The organism is Paenibacillus sp. JT22N15, from assembly GCF_059383755.1.
The window spans coordinates 88,938-109,107 of record NZ_JBXENV010000010.1 but is presented as its reverse complement, the minus strand read 5'-3'; the positions used below and the strand labels follow the sequence as shown (position 1 = coordinate 109,107).

At 48.6% G+C, this 20,170-nt stretch carries 16 protein-coding genes and 2 pseudogenes; 3 read left to right on the top strand and 15 right to left on the bottom strand.

All coding sequences use genetic code 11. The features are described from left to right. The first annotated feature begins 67 nt into the window (after window positions 1–67). Window positions 68–730 (top strand): acetyltransferase, encoded by a 663-nt coding sequence (locus tag AC50X8_RS20355; protein WP_494881203.1) that lies wholly within the window; start codon window positions 68–70, stop codon window positions 728–730. A 15-nt stretch (window positions 731–745) separates the two neighbouring features. Then, on the top strand, window positions 746–1,861 hold the full coding sequence (locus AC50X8_RS20350; RefSeq protein ID WP_056038409.1) for a DegT/DnrJ/EryC1/StrS family aminotransferase: 1,116 nt from the start codon (window positions 746–748) through the stop codon (window positions 1,859–1,861). A 133-nt stretch (window positions 1,862–1,994) separates the two neighbouring features. Here AC50X8_RS20350 and AC50X8_RS20345 read toward each other — a convergent pair. From AC50X8_RS20345 to AC50X8_RS20280, 14 genes and pseudogenes are all read right to left on the bottom strand, one after another. Beyond that, window positions 1,995–2,213: pseudogene (locus AC50X8_RS20345) on the bottom strand (hypothetical protein); the annotation flags it as partial. A gap of 162 nt (window positions 2,214–2,375) precedes the next feature. Next, on the bottom strand, window positions 2,376–2,939 hold the full coding sequence (locus tag AC50X8_RS20340) for a hypothetical protein (RefSeq protein ID WP_494881201.1): 564 nt from the start codon (window positions 2,937–2,939) through the stop codon (window positions 2,376–2,378). Further along, window positions 2,926–3,324, bottom strand: a complete 399-nt coding sequence (locus tag AC50X8_RS20335) for a hypothetical protein (RefSeq protein ID WP_494881199.1) — start codon at window positions 3,322–3,324, stop codon at window positions 2,926–2,928. The genes AC50X8_RS20340 and AC50X8_RS20335 overlap by 14 nt, the downstream gene beginning before the upstream one ends. 190 nt (window positions 3,325–3,514) lie before the next feature. Beyond that, window positions 3,515–3,733: pseudogene (locus tag AC50X8_RS20330) on the bottom strand (IS110 family RNA-guided transposase); the annotation flags it as partial. A gap of 325 nt (window positions 3,734–4,058) precedes the next feature. Further along, window positions 4,059–4,547: a hypothetical protein gene (locus tag AC50X8_RS20325; RefSeq protein WP_494881197.1), complete on the bottom strand. Its 489-nt coding sequence runs from the start codon at window positions 4,545–4,547 to the stop codon at window positions 4,059–4,061. Window positions 4,548–4,560: 13 nt separating this feature from the next. After that, window positions 4,561–7,419, bottom strand: coding sequence for a contractile injection system protein, VgrG/Pvc8 family (locus AC50X8_RS20320; protein WP_494881195.1), 2,859 nt, complete (start codon window positions 7,417–7,419; stop codon window positions 4,561–4,563). Window positions 7,420–7,748: 329 nt separating this feature from the next. Beyond that, window positions 7,749–8,864, bottom strand: a complete 1,116-nt coding sequence (gene gmd, locus AC50X8_RS20315; protein WP_494863992.1) for a GDP-mannose 4,6-dehydratase — start codon at window positions 8,862–8,864, stop codon at window positions 7,749–7,751. Window positions 8,865–9,050: 186 nt separating this feature from the next. Then, complete coding sequence (locus AC50X8_RS20310) at window positions 9,051–11,051, bottom strand: beta-galactosidase (RefSeq protein WP_494881193.1); 2,001 nt, start codon at window positions 11,049–11,051, stop codon at window positions 9,051–9,053. Then, window positions 11,051–11,878: a carbohydrate ABC transporter permease gene (locus AC50X8_RS20305; protein ID WP_056038436.1), complete on the bottom strand. Its 828-nt coding sequence runs from the start codon at window positions 11,876–11,878 to the stop codon at window positions 11,051–11,053. Before AC50X8_RS20305 ends, AC50X8_RS20310 begins: the two co-directional genes overlap by 1 nt. Beyond that, the gene (locus AC50X8_RS20300; protein WP_430154609.1) at window positions 11,875–12,756 is read right to left on the bottom strand and encodes a carbohydrate ABC transporter permease; all 882 of its coding nucleotides are present in this window, start codon (window positions 12,754–12,756) and stop codon (window positions 11,875–11,877) included. The genes AC50X8_RS20305 and AC50X8_RS20300 overlap by 4 nt, the downstream gene beginning before the upstream one ends. A gap of 95 nt (window positions 12,757–12,851) precedes the next feature. After that, window positions 12,852–14,147 carry an ABC transporter substrate-binding protein gene (locus tag AC50X8_RS20295; protein ID WP_494863994.1) on the bottom strand — a complete coding sequence of 432 codons (1,296 nt, stop codon included), beginning with the start codon at window positions 14,145–14,147 and terminating at the stop codon, window positions 12,852–12,854. Window positions 14,148–14,299: 152 nt separating this feature from the next. Then, window positions 14,300–15,361: a response regulator transcription factor gene (locus tag AC50X8_RS20290; RefSeq protein WP_494881191.1), complete on the bottom strand. Its 1,062-nt coding sequence runs from the start codon at window positions 15,359–15,361 to the stop codon at window positions 14,300–14,302. Continuing rightward, window positions 15,354–17,180 carry a sensor histidine kinase gene (locus tag AC50X8_RS20285; protein WP_494881189.1) on the bottom strand — a complete coding sequence of 609 codons (1,827 nt, stop codon included), beginning with the start codon at window positions 17,178–17,180 and terminating at the stop codon, window positions 15,354–15,356. Before AC50X8_RS20285 ends, AC50X8_RS20290 begins: the two co-directional genes overlap by 8 nt. Before the next feature lie 94 nt (window positions 17,181–17,274). Beyond that, complete coding sequence (locus tag AC50X8_RS20280; RefSeq protein WP_494881187.1) at window positions 17,275–18,615, bottom strand: glycoside hydrolase family 30 protein; 1,341 nt, start codon at window positions 18,613–18,615, stop codon at window positions 17,275–17,277. Between the two features lie 133 nt (window positions 18,616–18,748). On the opposite strand from AC50X8_RS20280, the gene AC50X8_RS20275 reads away from it, so the two are divergent. Beyond that, window positions 18,749–19,654 (top strand): helix-turn-helix domain-containing protein, encoded by a 906-nt coding sequence (locus AC50X8_RS20275; protein WP_494881185.1) that lies wholly within the window; start codon window positions 18,749–18,751, stop codon window positions 19,652–19,654. Between the two features lie 387 nt (window positions 19,655–20,041). Here the strand turns inward: AC50X8_RS20275 and AC50X8_RS20270 are convergent, their stop codons facing one another. Next, window positions 20,042–20,167: a hypothetical protein gene (locus AC50X8_RS20270; RefSeq protein ID WP_494881183.1), complete on the bottom strand. Its 126-nt coding sequence runs from the start codon at window positions 20,165–20,167 to the stop codon at window positions 20,042–20,044. Between the last annotated feature and the right edge of the window lie 3 nt (window positions 20,168–20,170).

The window sequence follows — 20,170 nt, the reverse complement described above, 5'->3', positions numbered from 1 at the left end:
GGCCTTTGAATATGATGGGAGTAGCTGCATCACCCCCTCATTTTATAGTTGAAGGAGCCTATACGGCATGAATGCTGTTTCAGCGAATCCTTATCGTACCATTGTTGTTGGAGCCGGCGGACATGCCAAAGTCGTCGTTGATATTTTTCGGACCAGCCAGACATATGAGGTTATTGGCTGCATCGGCCGCGAGCAAGGCGGGCAGGTCTTGAATGTCCCTGTGCTTGGCGATGATGCCCTGCTCCCTCTGCTGCTGGAGCAGGGCGTACGCCATGCTTTTATCGCGATTGGCGATAATACGGTGCGGCTGCGGCTTGCCCGCCATGTGCAAAGCCTCGGCTTTGAGCTGATTAATGCCATAAGCCCTTTAGCTTACATCGCTCCCAGCGCCACGCTTGGCTATGGCATTGCGGTTATGCCGGGAGGCATCATTCAGCCGGATGCCCGAATTGGCTCCCTCACTATTATTAACACGGCTGCAACAGTTGACCATGATTGCATCATTGGCGAGGCTTGCCACCTGGCACCTGGCACCACGCTGTCCGGCGGCGTAACCGTCGGCGACGGCTCTTTTCTTGGAACAGGCACCGTTGTCATCGATGGCATTCGCATTGGCGCAGGCTGTATGATTGGGGCCGGTGCCGCCGTCATTCGGAATATTCCGGACCAAACGCTTGCCGTTGGCGTTCCCGCCACAGTGAAGCGTCTTTTGAACCAAGAGCGAACGTAACACGGAGGAGGCATAATGTTGGGCGACAAATTTTATCCGGTTGCCGTTCCGATTTTTAATGGAAATGAGAAAAAATACGTGATGGATTGCCTGGATTCCACCTGGATTTCCTCAACAGGCAAATATATTCATACGTTCGAGGAAGCTTTCGCCAACTATTGCGGGACGAAATTTGCTGTCTCCTGCAGCAATGGCACAACCGCTCTGCATTTGGCGCTGCTGGCTCACGGGGTAGGCCCGGGAGATGAGGTCATCGTCCCAACGCTGACGTTTATCGCTACAGCCAATGCCGTCACGTATTGCGGAGCCACTCCGGTCTTCATTGACAGCGAGTCGGATACGTGGAACATGGACCCTGAGCTGCTGGAGGGACTTATTACTCCGAGGACGAAGGGCATCATTCCCGTCCATCTGTACGGGCATCCTGCCAATATGGATGCTATTTCGGCAATTGCGGAGCGGCATGGGTTGTTTGTGCTGGAAGACGCTGCGGAAGCGCCCGGTGCAGAATACAAGGGCAAGCGGACCGGCTCGCTTGGCCATACGGGAACGTTCAGCCTATTCGGCAACAAAATCATTACAACCGGCGAAGGCGGCATGATTACGACCAATGACGAGCAGCTTGCCCGCAAAATGCAGCTTTTGCGCGGACAGGGCATCGATCCCGCCCGCAAATATTGGTTTCCTGTCATCGGCTACAACTACCGCCTGACGAACTTGCAAGCGGCGGTCGGCTGCGCGCAAATGGAAAACATCGACTGGCATGTCGGCGAGCGCATACGCGTCGCCTCGCTTTACCGCAAGCAGCTCGAAGGAAACAGCGCCTTCACGCTGCCTACCGAGCAGCCATGGGCGAAAAACGTTTATTGGATGTTCAGCATCCTGCTGAACGGCTATAACGAAGAGCAGCGTGGCGCTTTCATGGAACGCCTGAAAGAACGCGGCATTGAAACGCGGCCGTTCTTTTATCCGATGCATGTGCTTCCGCCGTATCAAGGCATGCAGCGCAACGAGGAATTCCCCGTCGCAAACCGCATTGCTGCGCAAGGACTGAATGTGCCGACCTACGGCGGCTTGAATGAACAGGACATCGCCTACATTTGCGATTGCCTGCGGGAAAGCCTGTTATAAAGCGGCTGATTAGCTCCAAAACAATAAGCTTCCGGCTCCACGCTATTGGTGGGGACGGAAGCTTATTCGGGCTGATGGGTGTGTGGCTACCCTTTTCTTTAAGTTTAGATGCTATATTTCGAGGAGATTTATTTTTATCGGGTGCAAAACAATCAAAAATTTTATTTTCGATAAGAAAATCAGGATTTTTAACCGTATTAGGTATATTAGGACTTAGTTCAATGTCATAACCATTTTTCGCTAATATTTCAGCAGCTTCATTCTCTCTAGTTCGCCCCCGTTTAATTGCTTGATCGTCTTGAGGTCTTATCTTTGCCGGATTCCCTCTTGGAACAGTGTTTGGATCAGGCACTCTACTCGGGAGAGTATTCCCCGTCCCCTAAGTTGTATTTTAAATCGGCAAATAAAAAGAAAATCACAGCACGAGCGGATAGCTCGCATTGTGGTGCTAATGCTTGTATTGTACGATATATACTGTTCATACAGGATAATTTATATAAAATTATTGTATAAATTATTCTACTCCATCAATTTCATCTAGTCTCTCCATGTTCAATTCATTAAACTCTGTTCTTGGAAAAGGATAAACATTCTGAGGCCATCCATATTTTCCACAAACAAGCTCATTATGATGGTAACTAACTCTCCCCCCCCTCTCAAACAACAATATTATAGGTTCATAAAGATCTTCAAAACGTACATCTATCTTTTCTCCAACGCTAATTGCCCACTCCCATTCTAAAAAATATTTGCACAAGAACTCTACCGTCCAACCTTGTTTTAATAAATCTAATTCCTCAACTTTTTTTTGAATATCAATTAGTATTTTTTCTTCAACACCTATGATCTGAGCTGCACTGTATATGGGTTTACGCATTTTATTTTCAAGACAATAAACATCCCTAAAAACGTTTCCCCTATTAATAAATTCAGTTACAAGTAATGCATGTGAAGGTAGGTCTTGCTTCCTGACGCTCCAATCAATATTTATAATTCTTTGTACTGCTTTTTCAAACCTTTCCAACGTTTCCCCTTCTTTCTTTATTGCATATTTAAAATCCGTTTTATTTTGGATCACGCATATCAGGTCTAAAATTAGGATAGTTATCAGGTTGAGGTGGTGCCAGTTCATGAGCACCCGGAGGATCCCCTGTAAATCTTTGATTTTCAATTCCGCCTACATCTCTATAAGGTACACTTTGTTGCATTAATCGTGACTCCGCTAATTCATGATCAGCTAATTGTTTAAAGTACGCTTTTTCGTCTGCTGGTAGTTCTCCCTTTAAAGCACGCTCCCAACCGTACGCAACATCCCAAACAGGATGGAAATAGTCAGAATAATACGTTCCCTCATACTGATTAACAAGGTTTTCATGTTTTGTTAGAATCATATGTTCCTTTAAAGCTTTTGCTTTTTCGAGACTTAATCCTGTATTTTTAGCAAATGTCTGAATTTCTTGCATATCTAAACCTGTCGATCTCAACTTCTCATATGTTTGAAGAGCAATTTGGTCTTGTCGTACCTCTATTGGAACATTGATCGGGTTACCTCTTGGCTCAAGTTTGATAACAACTTTACCCGTCCCCTATGTTGTAATCTTAAACTCTACTAAAGGGAAGGCGGCAATTTTTTTACCAATTACCACCATTATATCATCCTGCTTTGAGTTCCGTTATGGGACTCTCCACCCTGTATTCGGTTTTGTTCTTCATCATGCTATAGATAATGTTCACAAGCCTTCTCATGACGCTTATAAGGGCTTGTTTCTTGGTCTTGCCCTCCGCTAGCTTCCGTTGGTAGAACTCGTAGAATAGGGGATTACGCTGTCTCTTGTTCTTCCCTTTAGCTACTTGGATTTGATGTACGTACAACCGAAGTCGAGAAATCTTCATACGAGTATTACATGGGTTAAATATGTTATCGGTTGAATGATGAGTTCATTCGGCACTGGGTGGGGTATTTTGAACAGCCGCCGCTTGTAAGATTGAATCGTTTGGATAATGAAGGCGGATAAAAAAGAAACCACAACACGGCTGCTAGCTCGCATTGTGGCGTTATTGGGTATATGGTTTTATGGCTGACTACATAGAATTATTGACAGTTCAGAATTATCATCCAACTCTTGACAATTCCGATATATTCTCAATAGTTCATAGTATGCCTTTCAAATTATTTGAATTTTTCGTTATTCAAAGACTAAAGGTCTTTAATGTCAATCGGTTCTTTTTCCAAAAACCTAGTATACCATTCATTCAAAGGGAAATGAGCAACATTTGTTATATCTAATGCAAGCGGTTTAATAGAAAATGAGCCACCTCTTTCAAAAACTTTTATTAAGAGTTCATAAATATTTAAGTATTTATGGACAACTGGTGATTTGTCTGCATACTTAGCTAGCTGTAAATAATACTCAAATATTCTTTGTATATATAAATTTTTATTTAAAAACTCTACTGCTTCTGAACTACAATACATTGAAATCTCTATTTCATCCTCAACGTCACCAAGCAATTTCGCTATATTTGTAAAAGCTGGTGGTAGGGGCTTTAGCTGTTCCTCTTTAAAAAAAAGAGCTAATCTTCTTAAAAACTCATAACCTAATTTAGAATCTTCATCAGTCGAAGTTGTTCCTATATTATCCCAATGTATATTATTTATTTTTAATTTCGCACTCTCAAGATACACTTCGTTCACCTCATTAGTATTCGATATCTTTATCAAAATGTTTATTGAAATCCTTAGAAGCATCATAATCAGGAAACGGTGGGGGATTGGGATCTGTTACATCTGCTTTATCATGTGCATTTTTCTCTGGAACAACATCAAATGTATCTTTTTCTGCATTCCATGTTGAACTATCCCTTAATGGCATACCTCCATCCATATATTCTTTTTCTTTAATCTCATGATTTGCTAGTTTCCTAAACCATTCTTTTTCTGCATCATTAAGTTCTCCCTTTTGTGCCTTTTGCCATGCATGTGCAATATCAGGATCAGCTTGAAAATATAATTCTTCGTAGGGTTTACCACGAACAGATAACTGTTTAGTATCTAAGAATAAGTGCCTTTTCATTTTTAATATCTGTTCTTCTGTTAATCCTGTATTTTTAGCAACAGTTGCGATGTCATCAAGCCCTGATTTTCTAATCTCAATGTACTTCCGCTCAAGGAATGCTTGAAATCCATCTTCAGGCACTGTGATATGCTTTTTCATTTCAACAGGATCTGTTATAAAATCAGGTTTACCCATCCCCTCAGCCTCATTCTTCAAACGATCCGCTAATTCCTTCTTACCCGCTTCAGATTCGCTAAAGAAATCCTTATGATGCTGTGACGGACTTGAAGGTATCGAATCAGGACTATCATGAAGTTTAACATTTCCTCCAGGACCTGCGGGAACAAGATCATCCCCCACCTTCTTAATCGTCAAGGCATTCTGAAGCTTCTTCCAACCAGTAGCTGCTGCATCCTTGATATCCAATGCATCACGTATCAATTTCGCTTTAACCACATCTGCGGCCTTTCCAATCCAGCCCGTCATTTTATTCAGCGAATCACCAAATGCGTTGCCTAAGGTCTTCACGATTTTCGCACCAGCGATCTTGTTACCGATTGCCTTCGTGAGACGTGAATCCATTATACCACCGGTTAATCCGCCGATTCCCATATCCAGCGCCAGTGCACCAAAATTAAAGCCCTTGCCTTCCATTGTCTGACGAATGACGCTTTCAAACCCATTCTGCACCGCACCAAATGCCATACGTCCACCTAGATTCGCCATCGGACCGAACGGGCCAAACACCGCCCCAGATATCGCCCCAATGACCGTCTCTCGGAAGGCCGTTGAAACATACGTGCCCATATCGCTGACCTCACCACGGGCAATATCGGACACGGCTTGGCTCACGACTGCGGCGGTTCCTGCAATCGCCGCTCCAGCCAACACCGCACCTACAACGACTGCTCCCGCTCCCAGCGTCGCTACCGTAAACGCTGCCGCTACAGCAACTACCGCAACAACAGCCAATCCCGCCAGTACATTCCTCGCTAGTTTGCCCCAACTGAATGGCGGCTTTTCCGGCGGTGGCGGTGGCGGAGGTGGCTCGCCTTCTACTGGCGCATCGTCATACGGCGCATAGCTCGTCCGATCCTTTCCTTCCGTTCGGATCTGCGCCCCCATGAGATTGTACTCGCCTTCCAGCGTGATCCCGCTTGGCGCACTTGTCTTCTTTGCGACCAGTAACGCTTGTGCACCAATAACTACACGCTTCGGTGTGAACAGCGAAATCTCTTCCTTCGCCGTCAGCGTCAGCTTGCGCGGACTACTCAAGATAATGCCTACGGCATCGTCCAGCTTCAAAAACAGCGGCTCCTTGCTTCCGCCTGTAAACTCAACTCCTGTTGGGGACAGCTTCATTTCACTGCCATGCTCCGTCCCAAAATAACGGTTATTCGGATCTGCCGTCTTCTCCGCACTCGCTCCGTTTGTTCGCACGCCGCCAGTGACGATGGCTTCTTGACCGCCTGCATCTGCCAGATACAGATTCGCTTTCGTCCCTACCTGCGGCATACTGTACATCGCGCTTCCCGTCTCTGGGGCATAACGGTACCAGTGCGCTGTTCCCTTGTCCTGCTTATCGTCGATCGCCAGATGCACCTGCACCTGTTCTCCCTTCACCGCCAGAATTTCTCCTTGCAGTGTCAGACCCGACAGTCTTGTATTCAAGATCCGCTGCTCTCGTATCCCCGCTTCCCGCGACAGACGGTAGTGATAGATGAGCTGACCCTTCTCTAAACGCGCCGTCATCGACGATACGATTAGCTCAATATATCCTCGAATCTTAAAGCGGTCGCCTAAGCGATAGAACGTCTTGGATTGTATTTCATAGCCGAAAAAATCCGTATCATGCAGGCCTGCTGCCTCTCCGCCTGCTTTTTGAAAAGCCGCCAAATCCTTGCTCACCGTATACGATGCGCCATCAGGCAGCTTATGCTCTTTTCCCTCCGGCATCCCAATAAACAGCTTCGGCGTTTCTTCCAATATATCACAGACGACAACCGACTGGAACTGGCTCGCTAGACGTTTCATCAGCTCCCAATCCGTTTCCTCATATTGAAGGACAGGCTCGGATGGCTTTTCCTTCTCTCCCTGTTGAAGCAGCACATCCCCACCTGAATATGCACGAAGCACGGTGGTCATAATGGCCCCATATGTCTGGCTCGTATCCTGAAAAGATCGCTTCCGCTTCTTCAGATCGCTATAGATACTTCCCGATACCGCCTCGATCTCGACCGTGTACACCCCATTGCGATGCACCGTCTGCACGGATGTGACGACTCCCTTAAACAGAGGCTTCCGCGCGCCTTCTTCTTCGTCGTACAACGCGATTGTATCCTGCCACACCGCTTCCAGCGTGGCATTCGTCCGCAGCTCTTCCTCGACCATTCCGCTAATTCGCAGCGTCCCATGCTCGCCCGGTTTCCAGCTCATCGCCACATCCGTGATATGCTTCAGCTTGCAGGGGCCTTCTACCCGCAAGCGATCATATCCAATCACATGTATGCCTCCTCCCAGGTTGGTTTCTTTTTTGTACACTTTCAAGTTGCCATTTTATTAACCAATTTGTATTTCAACCCCATACATCAGTAGTCGATCTACTACCAGTACCACTTGGAAACATGTGTTATTTCGTTGATATAAATGGATATTCGACAAAATAAAACATTTTCCTCCAAATCCTAATATTTCTATGTTTTTGACTGAATCATTCCTCAACTCTAACGGTTCCAGCTTTTAAAATCGCTTCAGCCCATACAAAACAAGCGGACAGGCGACCTTTCCGCCCATCCGCTTGCTTTTTGCTTTTTGCTTTTTTCTTTATGCTTTTATTCCATATCCAAACTCACATCATAACCCAGCTTGCGCAAATCTGCTACGCGCTGCGTCTCCTCCAAGTCGGCGGCGACCATATCCTTGACGAGATCAGCAAGGCTGCTCGCTGGCGTCCAGCCGAGCTTCGCCTGCGCTTTTCCCGGGTCGCCAAGCAATAGCTCCACCTCGGTCGGGCGGTAATATCGCGGGTTAACCTGGACGACCAATTGGCCAACTGGAAGCTGGTATTCAGGATGCTTGCAGCTGACCACATGGCCCAACTCATCCGCTCCCTCGCCCGTAAAAGCAACCTCGATGCCTGCCTCGGCAAAAGCAAGCCGCACAAACTCACGCACTTCTGTTGTCTGCCCCGTGGCAATGACATAATCCTCCGGCTCGTTTTGCTGGAGAATGCGCCACATCGCTTCTACATAATCCCTCGCATGGCCCCAGTCACGCTGGGCCGACAAGTTGCCGAGCTCCAGCGTCTGCTGGAGGCCAGAGGCGATGCGGGCAACAGCGCGGGTTATTTTTCGCGTGACGAACGTTTCTCCGCGCACCGGGCTTTCATGGTTGAACAAGATGCCGTTACAGGCATACATGCCGTATGCTTCCCGGTAATTGACCGTAATCCAATAGCCATACAGCTTGGCGACCGCGTAAGGGCTGCGGGGGTAAAATGGTGTCGTCTCGCTTTGTGGAACCGCCTGCACAAGTCCGTACAGCTCTGACGTGGACGCCTGATAAATTTTCGTTTTATGGGTCAGACCAAGCAGCCTTATGGCTTCGAGCAGGCGCAAAGTACCGATGCCATCGGCATTTGCTGTATATTCCGGCATATCAAAGCTGACATGCACATGGCTCATCGCCGCCAAATTATAAATTTCATCCGGCTGAATGTCCTGTACCAGCCGTACCAAGTTTGTCGAATCCGTCAAATCGCCATAATGCAAATGCAATCGCTGCTCTACGCGATTCGCTTGCTCCACAATACGGTCGATCCGCCCTGTATTCGCCAGCGAGCTGCGCCGTCTCAAACCGTGAACAATGTAACCTTTAGCTAGCAGCAGTTCGGTTAAATACATGCCGTCTTGTCCTGTCACACCTGTAATGAAGGCGACCTTATTCATGGCTCCCTCCGCATTCTCTCATATTTGGATAATGGCTATCCTATTCCACTATCTTATGAATAAGGGTGGAAGGTCGGCATCAGGCAAAACACCATTTTTCACAAAAAAGTATATTAACCAACAAAGGCGCGACGCCTTCGCAAAATGCGAAGGCGTCGCGCCTTGTTTACTTCTCTATATTTCGAGTTATCCTGCTTTAATTATTTGCACGCCCCACGGTGCAAGCGTAAGCTGCTCGCCACTGCCGACCGGACGGCCCTCCAGCAATTCATGTCCCGCTGCATGCGGATAAACGAAGGATACCGGCTCAGCAGAGTAGTTGAAATAGTAGCGCAGCTGCGCTCCCTGCCCATTAACCCCATGCTTCACGATGATCGGGAAGCTGACCTGCTGATCTTCACCCCATAGTCCCGCCTCTTGAACGGTGCCCTTCAGCACCTCATGGGCAGAAGCTCCATCCGTCAGGCAGCCAATGTATGTCGCCGTACCTTTGCCGTAGCGGTTGCGGGTAATGGCCGCATATTCGCCCCACTGCGGATGGTCATAATGCGCCAGCACCTCAACTTCGCCGGTAAGCGGCGTCAGCAGCTCCATCCAGCTCGTAACCGTGCCTGGCGCTGCATCCAGCCCTGCACCTTTCAGCCCGACATTTTTCGGATCGATAAACAGGCTGTAGCCGACGCCGCACGCTTTTCCAATAATGCCCGGCTGCTGCGAGGTCCGTACTTTTATCCGCTCGTCGGCAAAGCCGCTTTTGAACGAATATACGGCATGCCCGCCCTGCTCGACAAAAGCATTTAGCCGCTCAAGCGCCAGATCCGGTACGGCATACAAAGCCGGAACAATGACGACCTTGTAATCATCCAGCTTCTCGCAAGCTGGCGTAATAAAATCGCAGCCGATGTTCATTTTGTACAGCTCGTCATACAACCAGCGCACAACATCATTGTACAATTTGCCATCCGGCAGCTTGAACCACTCCATCGCTGTCAGCGCTTCGTTGCTCACCATAACGGCAACGTTGTTTTGCTTGCGCAAATGCACCAGTTCATCGCTCAGGCGGGCAAAATCCCGTCCGATCGTCCCTGCTTCGTTATAAACCGGATTAGGCAGAAAATCGTGGCTGAGCAGCCCTTTCCAATACGTCTCGAACGAATTATGGATCGAGTGCCAGTGCCAATAAGCAACCATATCAGCGCCAGATGCCACATGGCTGAACGCCTGCAGCCGCAGCTGCCCCGGATATGGCGTCCAGTGCGGGAATGCCTGCGCCTGGGTTTCCAGCACCAAATAGTTGCTGCCCTTCAGTGAACGTGTCATGTCGCCGCCAAATGAAATTTCAATGCCCGTCAGCTCATCCTGTGACGGATGATAGATGTCTACACCAGCAATATCGAATGGCACCGCCGCTTCGAAATGGTTGACCGACGGCTGAACGCCAAAGGAATAACCGCGCCATTCAAAATCGAAGTTTTGCGTCACGAACTGCCCTGGCTGCTTGTATTCATTGACAAGGCCTACCTGCCATGCAAGAAACTCATTAACCAGCCCGCGTTGGAATTTGGCAAATTCTGCGCCTAAGCTGCCATTGATGGTTCCGACAACGGACGGAAAGTCCTCCCAGCTGTTAATGCGGTTGCTCCAATAATCGAGGCCGAATAGCTCATTGACCTGGTCCAGCGTCTCGTAAGTATCGCGCATATATTTGACGAAGCGCAGCTGTACATTCGGCCCAGCCGTGCCGTAGTGTTTTGTCTCATTGTCCGTCTGATAGCCGATTACCGCCGGATGCTTGCTGACGCGCTCGATCAGCTTGCGAATGATCCGCTCAGCATGGAACAAATACACCGGATGCGTAATATCCATAATTTGGCGCGCGCCATATTTGCCAGGTCCGGCTGCTGTTATAGCAAGCACATCCGGGTGCTCCTTGACCATCCAGGTCGGTATCGCATAAGTTGGCGTTCCCACGATAACATGGATACCTGCTTCATGCATCGCATCCAGCACGCGGTCTACCGAGCTGAAATCAAATACGCCATTTTGCGGCTCATGCGTGCTCCAAGTAGATTCGGCAATACGGACTACGTTAATGCCCGCTTCCTTCATCATGCGGATATCTTCACTCAGCCTCTCATAAGGCATATATTCATCGTAATAAGCAACGCCGTATAATAATTTATCCATTAGCCCTTCACTGCTCCTTCTGTAATGCCCTCCATAATAAAGCGCTGGAAGAAGGCGTAAATAATAATAACCGGAATCGCCGTCAGTACAAGCGAAGCGAGGATGAGTGTCCACTCTTTGTTGTATTCGCCAAACAATGTGTTCGTGGACAAAATAAGCGTATAATGATCCGAATCCGTCAGCATCAGCATCGGCAGCAGGAAGTCATTCCAGATCCATAGGAAATCGAGAATGGCAATCGTCACCGTAATCGGCAGCAGCAGCGGAAAAATAATCCGGAAAAACGTCTGGAACTCGCCGCAGCCGTCCATATGAGCCGCTTCCTCCAGCTCGCGCGGAATCGATTTTACGAAACCATGATAGAGAAATACGGCCATATTGACGCCTAGTCCAATGTAAATAAGTGCCAAGCCATAAGTACTGCCCTGTACGGACAAGCCGTTCGCCATGCGGGTAAGCGGAATCATAATCGAGTGAAAGGGCACGAGCATCGAAGCGACGAATAGGAAAAAGATGGCCGCGCTCGCCTTGCCTGGTGTCCTAGACAGCTTATAGCCCGCTAGAGCGGCGCAGAACACGATGCCGCCAATGCCCAGCACCGATACGATTACCGAATTTATCGTGCTGTTAAGCATATTGATTTTGTGAAAAGCCTGCACGTAGTTGTCAAAGGTTGGCGCAGACGGCAAAGCCACGAACGATTGAAACATTTCTCCTTGCGTTTTAAACGAGTTGGCAATGGCCATATAAATAGGGAAGAAGGAAATGGCGGCGCCGATCGAAAGAAACAGCGTAATAAATAACGAGCTCGCGCTTCTGTTTCTCATGCCTCCACCTCTTTTCTTTTCATGACTGCAATCTGAATGAGTGTGAAAATCAAGACGATAATGAATAAAATGACCGATTTCGCGCTGGCATAGCCGTAGCGGAAGTTGTTCGAGAAGGCCTCTTCATAAATATTCATCGTAATAACCTGCGTCGACCGGCCCGGACCTCCGCCCGTAAATCCATATACGACCTCGAACACTTTAAAAGCGCCGTTCAGCGTCAAGAAGAAGCAAATCGTAATGGCATGTGTAATCATCGGCAGCGTAACCTTCATAAAGCGCTGCAGCGGATTCGCACCATCGATAATAGCCGCTTCCATCAAGCTTTGCGGCACCCCTTGCAAGCCGGCCAAATAAATAATCATCATGTAGCCGACGCCATTCCAGAGCGAGATAACCAAAATCGCATAGAAGGAAAACTTCGGATCGCCAACCCAGGATTGATCCAGGAAGGTGAACATTGTTTTTTCCGCCAGCTGCGGCAGCACTTGTGTAAACACGAATGTCCACATAAAAGCGCTAATAATAATACTGATCATGTTTGGCATGAAAAATATCGTGCGGAAAAATCCTTTGCTTTTGCTCCGCGATTCAATGAGAACGGCAAGCAGCAGTGCGATTACATTTTGCAGCACAAGCATATACAGCACATATTTTAATGTGAACAGCAGCGAGTGGACAAAATCCGGGTCGTCCTTCAGCGCCTCCACAAAATTGTCGAGACCAATAAATTGATAGTTGGTGTTCAGTCCATTCCAGTCTGTAAAGCTGTAATACATACCGCCAATAGTCGGAATCAGCAGAAAAATGGCGTACAAAATAAATGCAGGCGCGACGAAGGCCAGCAGCGATACATATCTTTTTAAAACACCCTTCATTGGCACGGTTGCTCACCTCTCCTAAGATGATGATGGGAAGGCTCTGCAGGGTGGGAAGCCTCTCGCTCTATCCCGCCCTGCTCGCCATTCCTTCTTTATTTATTTACTTTGTTAAACGATTTCCATGCCTTGTCGAGTGCCGCTATAACACCATCCTGCGACAGTTGTCCAGCGTAATACGATTGCAGCGCTTTGCCTGACTCATCCTTAACCGCTTGCGGGATGGAAGGATCCAAATACGATTTGCCTTCTTTAACGTAAGTCATTGCATCTTCTACCCAAGGATAAGTGGTGAACGAATGATTTTTGGCAACCGGATTAAATTTGAGCTCTTCGTAAAAAGCATTAGAGTCTTTGTCATCCAGCACGTAGTTGACGAAGTCCAGTGCCACTTCCTTGTTCGCACTGTTTTTTGATACAACGAGTGAAGTAGATGTACTCAGGTTGATCATCGTTGCATTAGGATCATCATTAATCGGCAGCGGAGCTACGCCAAAATCCATATCGGCATTTGCTTTTAGAATCGATTCTGCAAACCATGGTCCTTGGATCCACATAGCCGCTTTGCCTGTAGCGAAAGCTGCTGATCCATCGTCGCCGCCTACCTCCATCGCTTTATCCGTACCATTCTGGTTGACCAGATCGATCACTTCGAACATCGCTTTCATTTCGTTGAAGGAGCCTTCGTCCTTGTTCATTCTTTCCACAAAATCTTTATCTGTCGTATTTGAGATAGCTCCTACTGCCAGCGGCAGGAACAGCTGCGGAATCCATGATTCCTTGTAGGACAGCAGGAATGGCGTTATTTTATTTTCCTTCAGCTTCGCGATAACCGCTTTCATTTCTGTCAAAGTAGTTGGCGGCGTCAAGCCGAGGTCTTTGAAAATCTTTTTGTTATAAACGTATCCCCATGACAGCGTTTCCATAGGTACGGCAACGATTTTACCGTCTGTTGTCGTAACGGAAGGCTTCACGCTGTCCAGTAGCTTGTCGACAAATGGCTGTCCGGACAAATCCTCCAAATAGCCTGCTTTGTAAAACGAAGGAATTTCATTGATCGCATGAACGGCGAACACGTCCGGGGCATCATTGGAAGCCAGTCTTGTTTTCAAAATTTGCGGAGCCGTGTCTGCTGTCGGCATTTCAAGTTGAACTTGAACATCAATGTTTTTCTCTGCTTTTTCCTTCGCTACAAATTGAGCAATGTATTTATCGTAGCTTTCTTTGAGCCTTGGCTGAGCGATAAACATTTTGAGCTTGACCGTTTTCGCGCCGCCTTCGCCTGTCTCTGTGCCATTATTGGTTGCCGTACCGCTGTTCGAGCCGCAGCCTGCCAGCAGTGTTGTAATTAATGCTGCGCTTAGCGCTGATTTCCAAAGCTTCTTTTTCATCTGTAATGACCTCCCGTAAGCTTGTTTGTTTACGCTTTCATTGTATCTGATTTATGAAAGCGTTTAATTGGACAGAATTAGACTGTTCACTTGGACATTTTTAAACCAAGTTAAAGATTGTCCAATCTGTCCAACCTGTCCACTTAATCGCATTAATTCTCGCTGCCACGACGCATTTCTCCTGGGGCAATGCCGAAATGCTTTTTAAACACGCGATAAAAATACGTTACATCTTCATAGCCTGCCATTTCCGCGACTGTTTTAATCGGCAATTTTTCATCAAGCAGCCACTCCCGCGCCTTATCCATGCGAAGCTGCAAAATATAATCGGTCATATTGCAGCCATATTCCTGCTTAAACGTTTTACTCAAGTACTCCTTGCTAACGAAAAAAGCGCGAGCTACCTGCTCCAAGGAAATCGGCTCGGCAAACCGCGCCTCCATATACTGCCTAACCTCGTCCAAATTAAGCCGTTTCTTGAATTTCCGCTGCTGAATCAGCTGCTCCAGCGCCTCCTCATAGCGGGCAGTCAGAAAAGCGGCTGCATTCGCGCTTGAGGCGAGCTCCGCCCCGTCTCTTGCGCCATCCATCGCATTTGCCTCCAATGAATTAGCCAGCAGCAGCTCCTTCAGCATGAGCAGCAGCTCTTGGATGACGCGCTCCAGCAGCTGCGGCTTGCCAGCACCACTGCTATCCATCTCTCTCTCCAGCTCCCCGAACAGCTCCTGCATGCCTTCGCGGTCCAGCTCATTGAACCGGGCACGCAGCCGCTGCTTCATCGATGTCAGCGACAGCAGCCATTCGAGATCCAGCGTCAGCATGCGCCGGCTCTCCGCCGCCGCCGCGATCCCCGCTGCACATTTTGAGAGCACTTCGTTCAGCTCTTTCGGATCAATCGGCTTCAGCAAATAATCTACAGCCTGGCAGCGAATCGCATGCTGCATGTATTTGAAGTCATCATAGCCGCTAATGACGACAATTTGAATATGAGGCAGGCGTTCATGCAGCTCATTCAGCAGCTTCACACCATCCATGCCCGGCATCCGCATATCGGTAATGATGAGCTGTGGCATATGCTTCTCAGCGAGCCGCAGCGCCTCTTCGCCATCCTCCGCCTCGGCGACAATTTCCATCTCATATTCCGGCCAGCGGCCGAATGTGCGAACGATGTCTCGTCCCCAGCTTTCATCATCGACCAGCATTACTTTAATCATGCAGTTCTCCCCCTTGCCTCTCACCAGGAATATGAATGGTTATGCGCGTGCCAACCCCGACTTCACTGTCGATCGCCAGGCCATACGCTTTGCCAAAATGCATTTGCAGCCTTGAGGCCACATTGCCCAGCCCAATCCGCTCCCCGTGTGTCCAAACCTGCCCATCCGCATAGCTGAGCCTTTGGCGAACTTCCCTCAGCCGCTCAGCGCCAATCCCTACTCCATTGTCACTGATTGTAATGGTTACTCCTGCTAATGCTAATGCCCCAACTCCGTCCTCCGCTTCTGCGATGCTGGCTTGAGCTACCTTTACGCTCAGCTCCCAGCCTCCAGCCTGCGAATCGAGTCCGTGCATAAATGCATTTTCCACGATGGGCTGCAGCGTCAGCTTCGGAATGCGGCTTTGCAGCAGCCGCTCATCCACCTCTAGGCTGTATTGCAGCCGCGACTGAAACCGCTGCTGCTGGATGACCATGTAATTGTTCATATGCTCCAGCTCCTGCTTCAGCGTAGCAAGGTCATCTGGCTCGCGAATGACATAACGGAACATTTCGCTTAGCGAGCGAATCGTTTCATAGCTTTCAGCAGGCTTTTTGGAAAAGAGCATGCTGCCGATCATTTGCAGCGTATTTTGCAAAAAATGCGGATTGATCTGCGCCTGCAGCGCCTTGAGCTCCGCTGTCTTTTTTTCCAAATTCATGCTGTATTCGCTCTTAATATGCTCCCTAATTCGATGAGACATATTGTAAAGCTTCGTCTCCAGCAAGCCAATTTCATCCATGCGTCCACTTAGCGGCTTATCTCCCTGTCTGATAAGGTTCAGCCCTTGCATGGAGCGCGCAAGCAGCACAATCGGCGTTGCTGTACGCCAGGCAAGCAGCACGGCAATTAAAATCGCGGCGGCAACCGTTACCGTGCCAATCAATATCCCATAATGCATCGTCGCTTGCGCGCTTTGGTTAATCGCGCTCAGTGGAATAATTTTAATGAGCTTTAGCTTCATCGGATCAATCGTATTGTAAAATACATATTCATCCCCCTGTCGCTCATAGCCAGGCTCTGTACCGCCCTTCACAATTTTCGCAACCTGCTCGGCCGAAAGGGCGTCGCTGCCCATTTGGTACAAAATTTCTCCATCCGGTCCTGCAATAATCACGGTTTGGTCATTGGCCGGATTAAGCAGCGACAGCGTCTGGTCGAGAATGGCCCAGCGCACCTCCAACGTAATACCGCCAAGAATTTCACGGTTTTCAAACCGGTTAATGCTCCGTATCAGTTGAAAACGGTCGCCTTCCGGACTGTTTTGAATCATAAAATCCTTGCGCTGATTAAACAGTTCATTATAAGGCACAGGTACGCGGTCTAGCGTTTTAATTTGATTTTGAGACGCATTCATCGTGAACAGCTTGCCGCTTCTTTTCAAATAAAGCTCAATGCCCGATATATAATGATTGCCCGAATAAAAAAGCGAGGCCATTGCATCCTCAATGTTGCGCTGTGCCGAAAACTGGCTGGACAGGCCCGATTCCTCCTCGCTGGCAATGTATTCATTCAGGTTCGGGTTAATGAGGACGGAATATAACACGCTGTTCATTTGCGAAAACTGCTCCCCGAGATAAATGCTCGTCCACTTCATATTGGACACATTCGTCCCAATAAGCTCGGTCTCCATCGACTGGCGGTTATTGTCCACAGCAAGCGCAGTTACCGCTATAATCGGCAGCACCGACACAACCACCATAATGAAAATCAGCTTATTGCGAATGCTGCGCCGGAACGGGTGCAAAATCGCCCGATATATTTTAGACAACAGCCTCATTGCTCTTCCCTCCCTGCTTTTTACTTTCAATAACGACAAAACAAACGCCATGCTTAAGCGCAAAGGCGTTTGTTCATTGATTTTATATTATATACTAAGACAGCACAATCGTATGGAAAGATTCCGGCTCCAGCTCGAATACATGCTCCACTTCGCCATCGAACAGCCTAAGCTCTCTTGTATCGGTATACGGATTCGTAATTACTACGACCCGCGAGCCGTCTTCGCGCTTGAAAGCAATGGAATGGCCGCTCCACGGGCCTTCCAGCCCGATACGCTTCGAGCCCGGTGCCACAAAATGGCTGAAATGCTTCATCACGTAATATTCCGGATTGTTCATAGCCCGCTTCGTATCCGGCTCTATTGTAATCATGGCATTTTGCTCCCAGCCCCATGTGCTGCGCCCTTTCGGCTCCAGCGCCATATTCCAATAAATGTAGCTGTTCACGCCGTTGCTGAAATAATGCTGGTACAGATGAAACACATATTTGGCATACGCCCACGTGTTTTTGCCATCCCCGCATTCATTCTCCGTCTGCATATAACGCAGCTCCGGATAGCTCTGCGACGTCCGGGCTATCGCATATTTGCCTGCCCACTGATAGCCGACGCCTTTAATATATTTATAAGCTTCGGGGTCGCTCAGCACAAGACCCGCATAAGCGTCATAATCGTTCGTTGTCCCTTTCATCAGCTCCAGCCATGGATCGGGCGCATTGATCGTTCCAAGCCAAATTTCCGTATCCAGCCCATGCTGTTCAAAAGCAGGTCCTAAATAATCGCGGATGAACTCCTTAAGCTGCTCGCCCGTCCATACGCAGGAAGGAAACTTCTGATCGGCTACGACTTCATTTTGCACATGGACCTGATGAATCGTAATGCCTTCCTCTTGGTAGGCCTGAACGAATTTGACGAAATACAGCGCATAGGCTTCGAGAATTTCCTTCTCCCAGCGCAGCGTTCCGTAGTTATAAGCCTTCGGCGTCTTCATCCACGTCGGCGGGCTCCATGGCGAAGCGAACAGCTTCAGCTCCGGATTAAGCGCCAATGCTTCTTTTATATAAGGAATCAAATACTTGCGGTCGCGTTCAATGGAAAAATGCGCCATCGCCACGTCGCCGTCCGTTTCGTTCAAGCTGTACCACTCCAGCGCATAGTCGCTGGCGCCGATAGGCAGGCGGCAAATGCTGAAGCGCTGCTCGCCTTCCGGGTGGAACAGCTCGTGCATGACTGCCGCGCGTTCTTCCTCCGATAAGTGGCTCAGTGCAGTAAAGCCCAGCTCATTGAAGCAGCCGCCAAAGCCCTCTACTGTTTGGTATGCGCTTTCAGTTATTGCCAAGTTAGATAGAGCAGGTGAAAAGGTGCGTGTTTGTGTGCTTTTCTCCGTCCAGCTCGCTGTTTGTGTGCTTGAAAACCATTTTGCCGTTTGTCCCATATCGACACACCCCTATCGTTTCATCACTTTTGCTTATTGCTTTAGCTTGCCCTCTTAGTATAAATTAAATAGAATAAATCGCCGATTGTCCAAACAACGTGAAATTTACCCAAATCAAAGGTGGTTCTGCCTAATGGATCATGAAGTGACACTTTCGCCGTGGATTCAAAATGTGCGTTTTCTGCCCGCTATCGACTGGAACATTAAGTTTTTTGGCGCGCATGAACAGCGTGTAGACAAGCATTGGCAGATGCCGCTGGAATCCCATATCGGCTTTGAAATGATTTTTATTCAGGAGGGCGCGCAGGAGACGGTCATTGGCGAAAGCAAATATCAGCTGGGCGCCGGCGACTTTCTGCTTATTCCGCCCGGCTTTAAGCATAAGAGCCGCTGCATTTCGGAGGAAGGCATGGCTTATTTTTGCGCCCACTTTAATGTGGACGATCCGGCTTTTCGCCAAGAAATGATTCGAAATGGCCGCCTGCTGTTCCCTGCCGGAAGCGCCGATCATGAGCGGCTGCTGCCTATTTTGAAGCAATGGATTGCGATGCTTAGGCGGGGAGGCGGCTATACGACGGCGGATCGCTTTCGGCTGCAGGCGGATTTGTTTGAGTTGTTTGGGCTATTAGTGGGCACGATCTGTTTGCCGGAGGAAGAGATGGCAGCTATGCCGCCAGCGTCGGTGCAATATGCCAAAGCGATTGCCGAGGCGATCAAGGGGAATTTTGACCCGCATAAGCTTCCAGGCGAGCCTGCGGCGGAGAGCGCTTTTTCTATTGAAGAGATTATGCGCTCACTCGGCATCAGCCCGGGCTATGGGCTTGAGGTGTTTCGCAAAGTGTATGGCCTGTCGCCACGTCAGTTTTTATCTGAGCTCAAGCTGCAGGAGGCTAAGGTGCTCATTCGCCAGCCGGAGCTGTCGCTGAAGGAAATCGCTGTGCGTCTGGGCTACTCCCAGCTGTCGCATTTCAGCAGGCAATTCAAACGCTGGACCGGGATGAGCCCGCTCCATTACCGCCAGCAGCATTTTCAGCTGTAAAGGTTCACCCTCGAAAATGCGATTAGCCTACGTGTTTTGCCAGCGCGGATAGGCTCTCTAATAGGACCTCTCCTTTTTGGAGGACTGAGGTTCCGCTATTTTAGCTTTTTTTGTGATTTAAGTATGTAGGCGGACAGGAGATCCTTTATTGGTCTCATTATCTCGGCAAAATAGTGATTGGGGGACCATTAGCGGCTTCTGTGTCCGCGAGGCATCTCCATGACCGTTGGCTAGAGTAAATAGCGGATTTGGTGTCCGCCAAAATAGGGGCCATCGAATCAACGCTCGAAGAGCCTAGAATATGAAATAAGGCGCAAAATTTTCGCTGCTGCGAAAATCCTGCGCCTTATTTATTTTTCTTAATTGATTACAATTGTACAAAGCTCCTTAGATGTATTCTTGCAGCTCTTGCAGTTCTTGCAGCTTTTGCAGTTCTTGCAGCTCTTGCAGCTCTTGCAGCTCTTGCAGCTCTTGCAGCTCTTGCAGCTCTTGCAGCTCTTGCAGCTCTTGCACTTG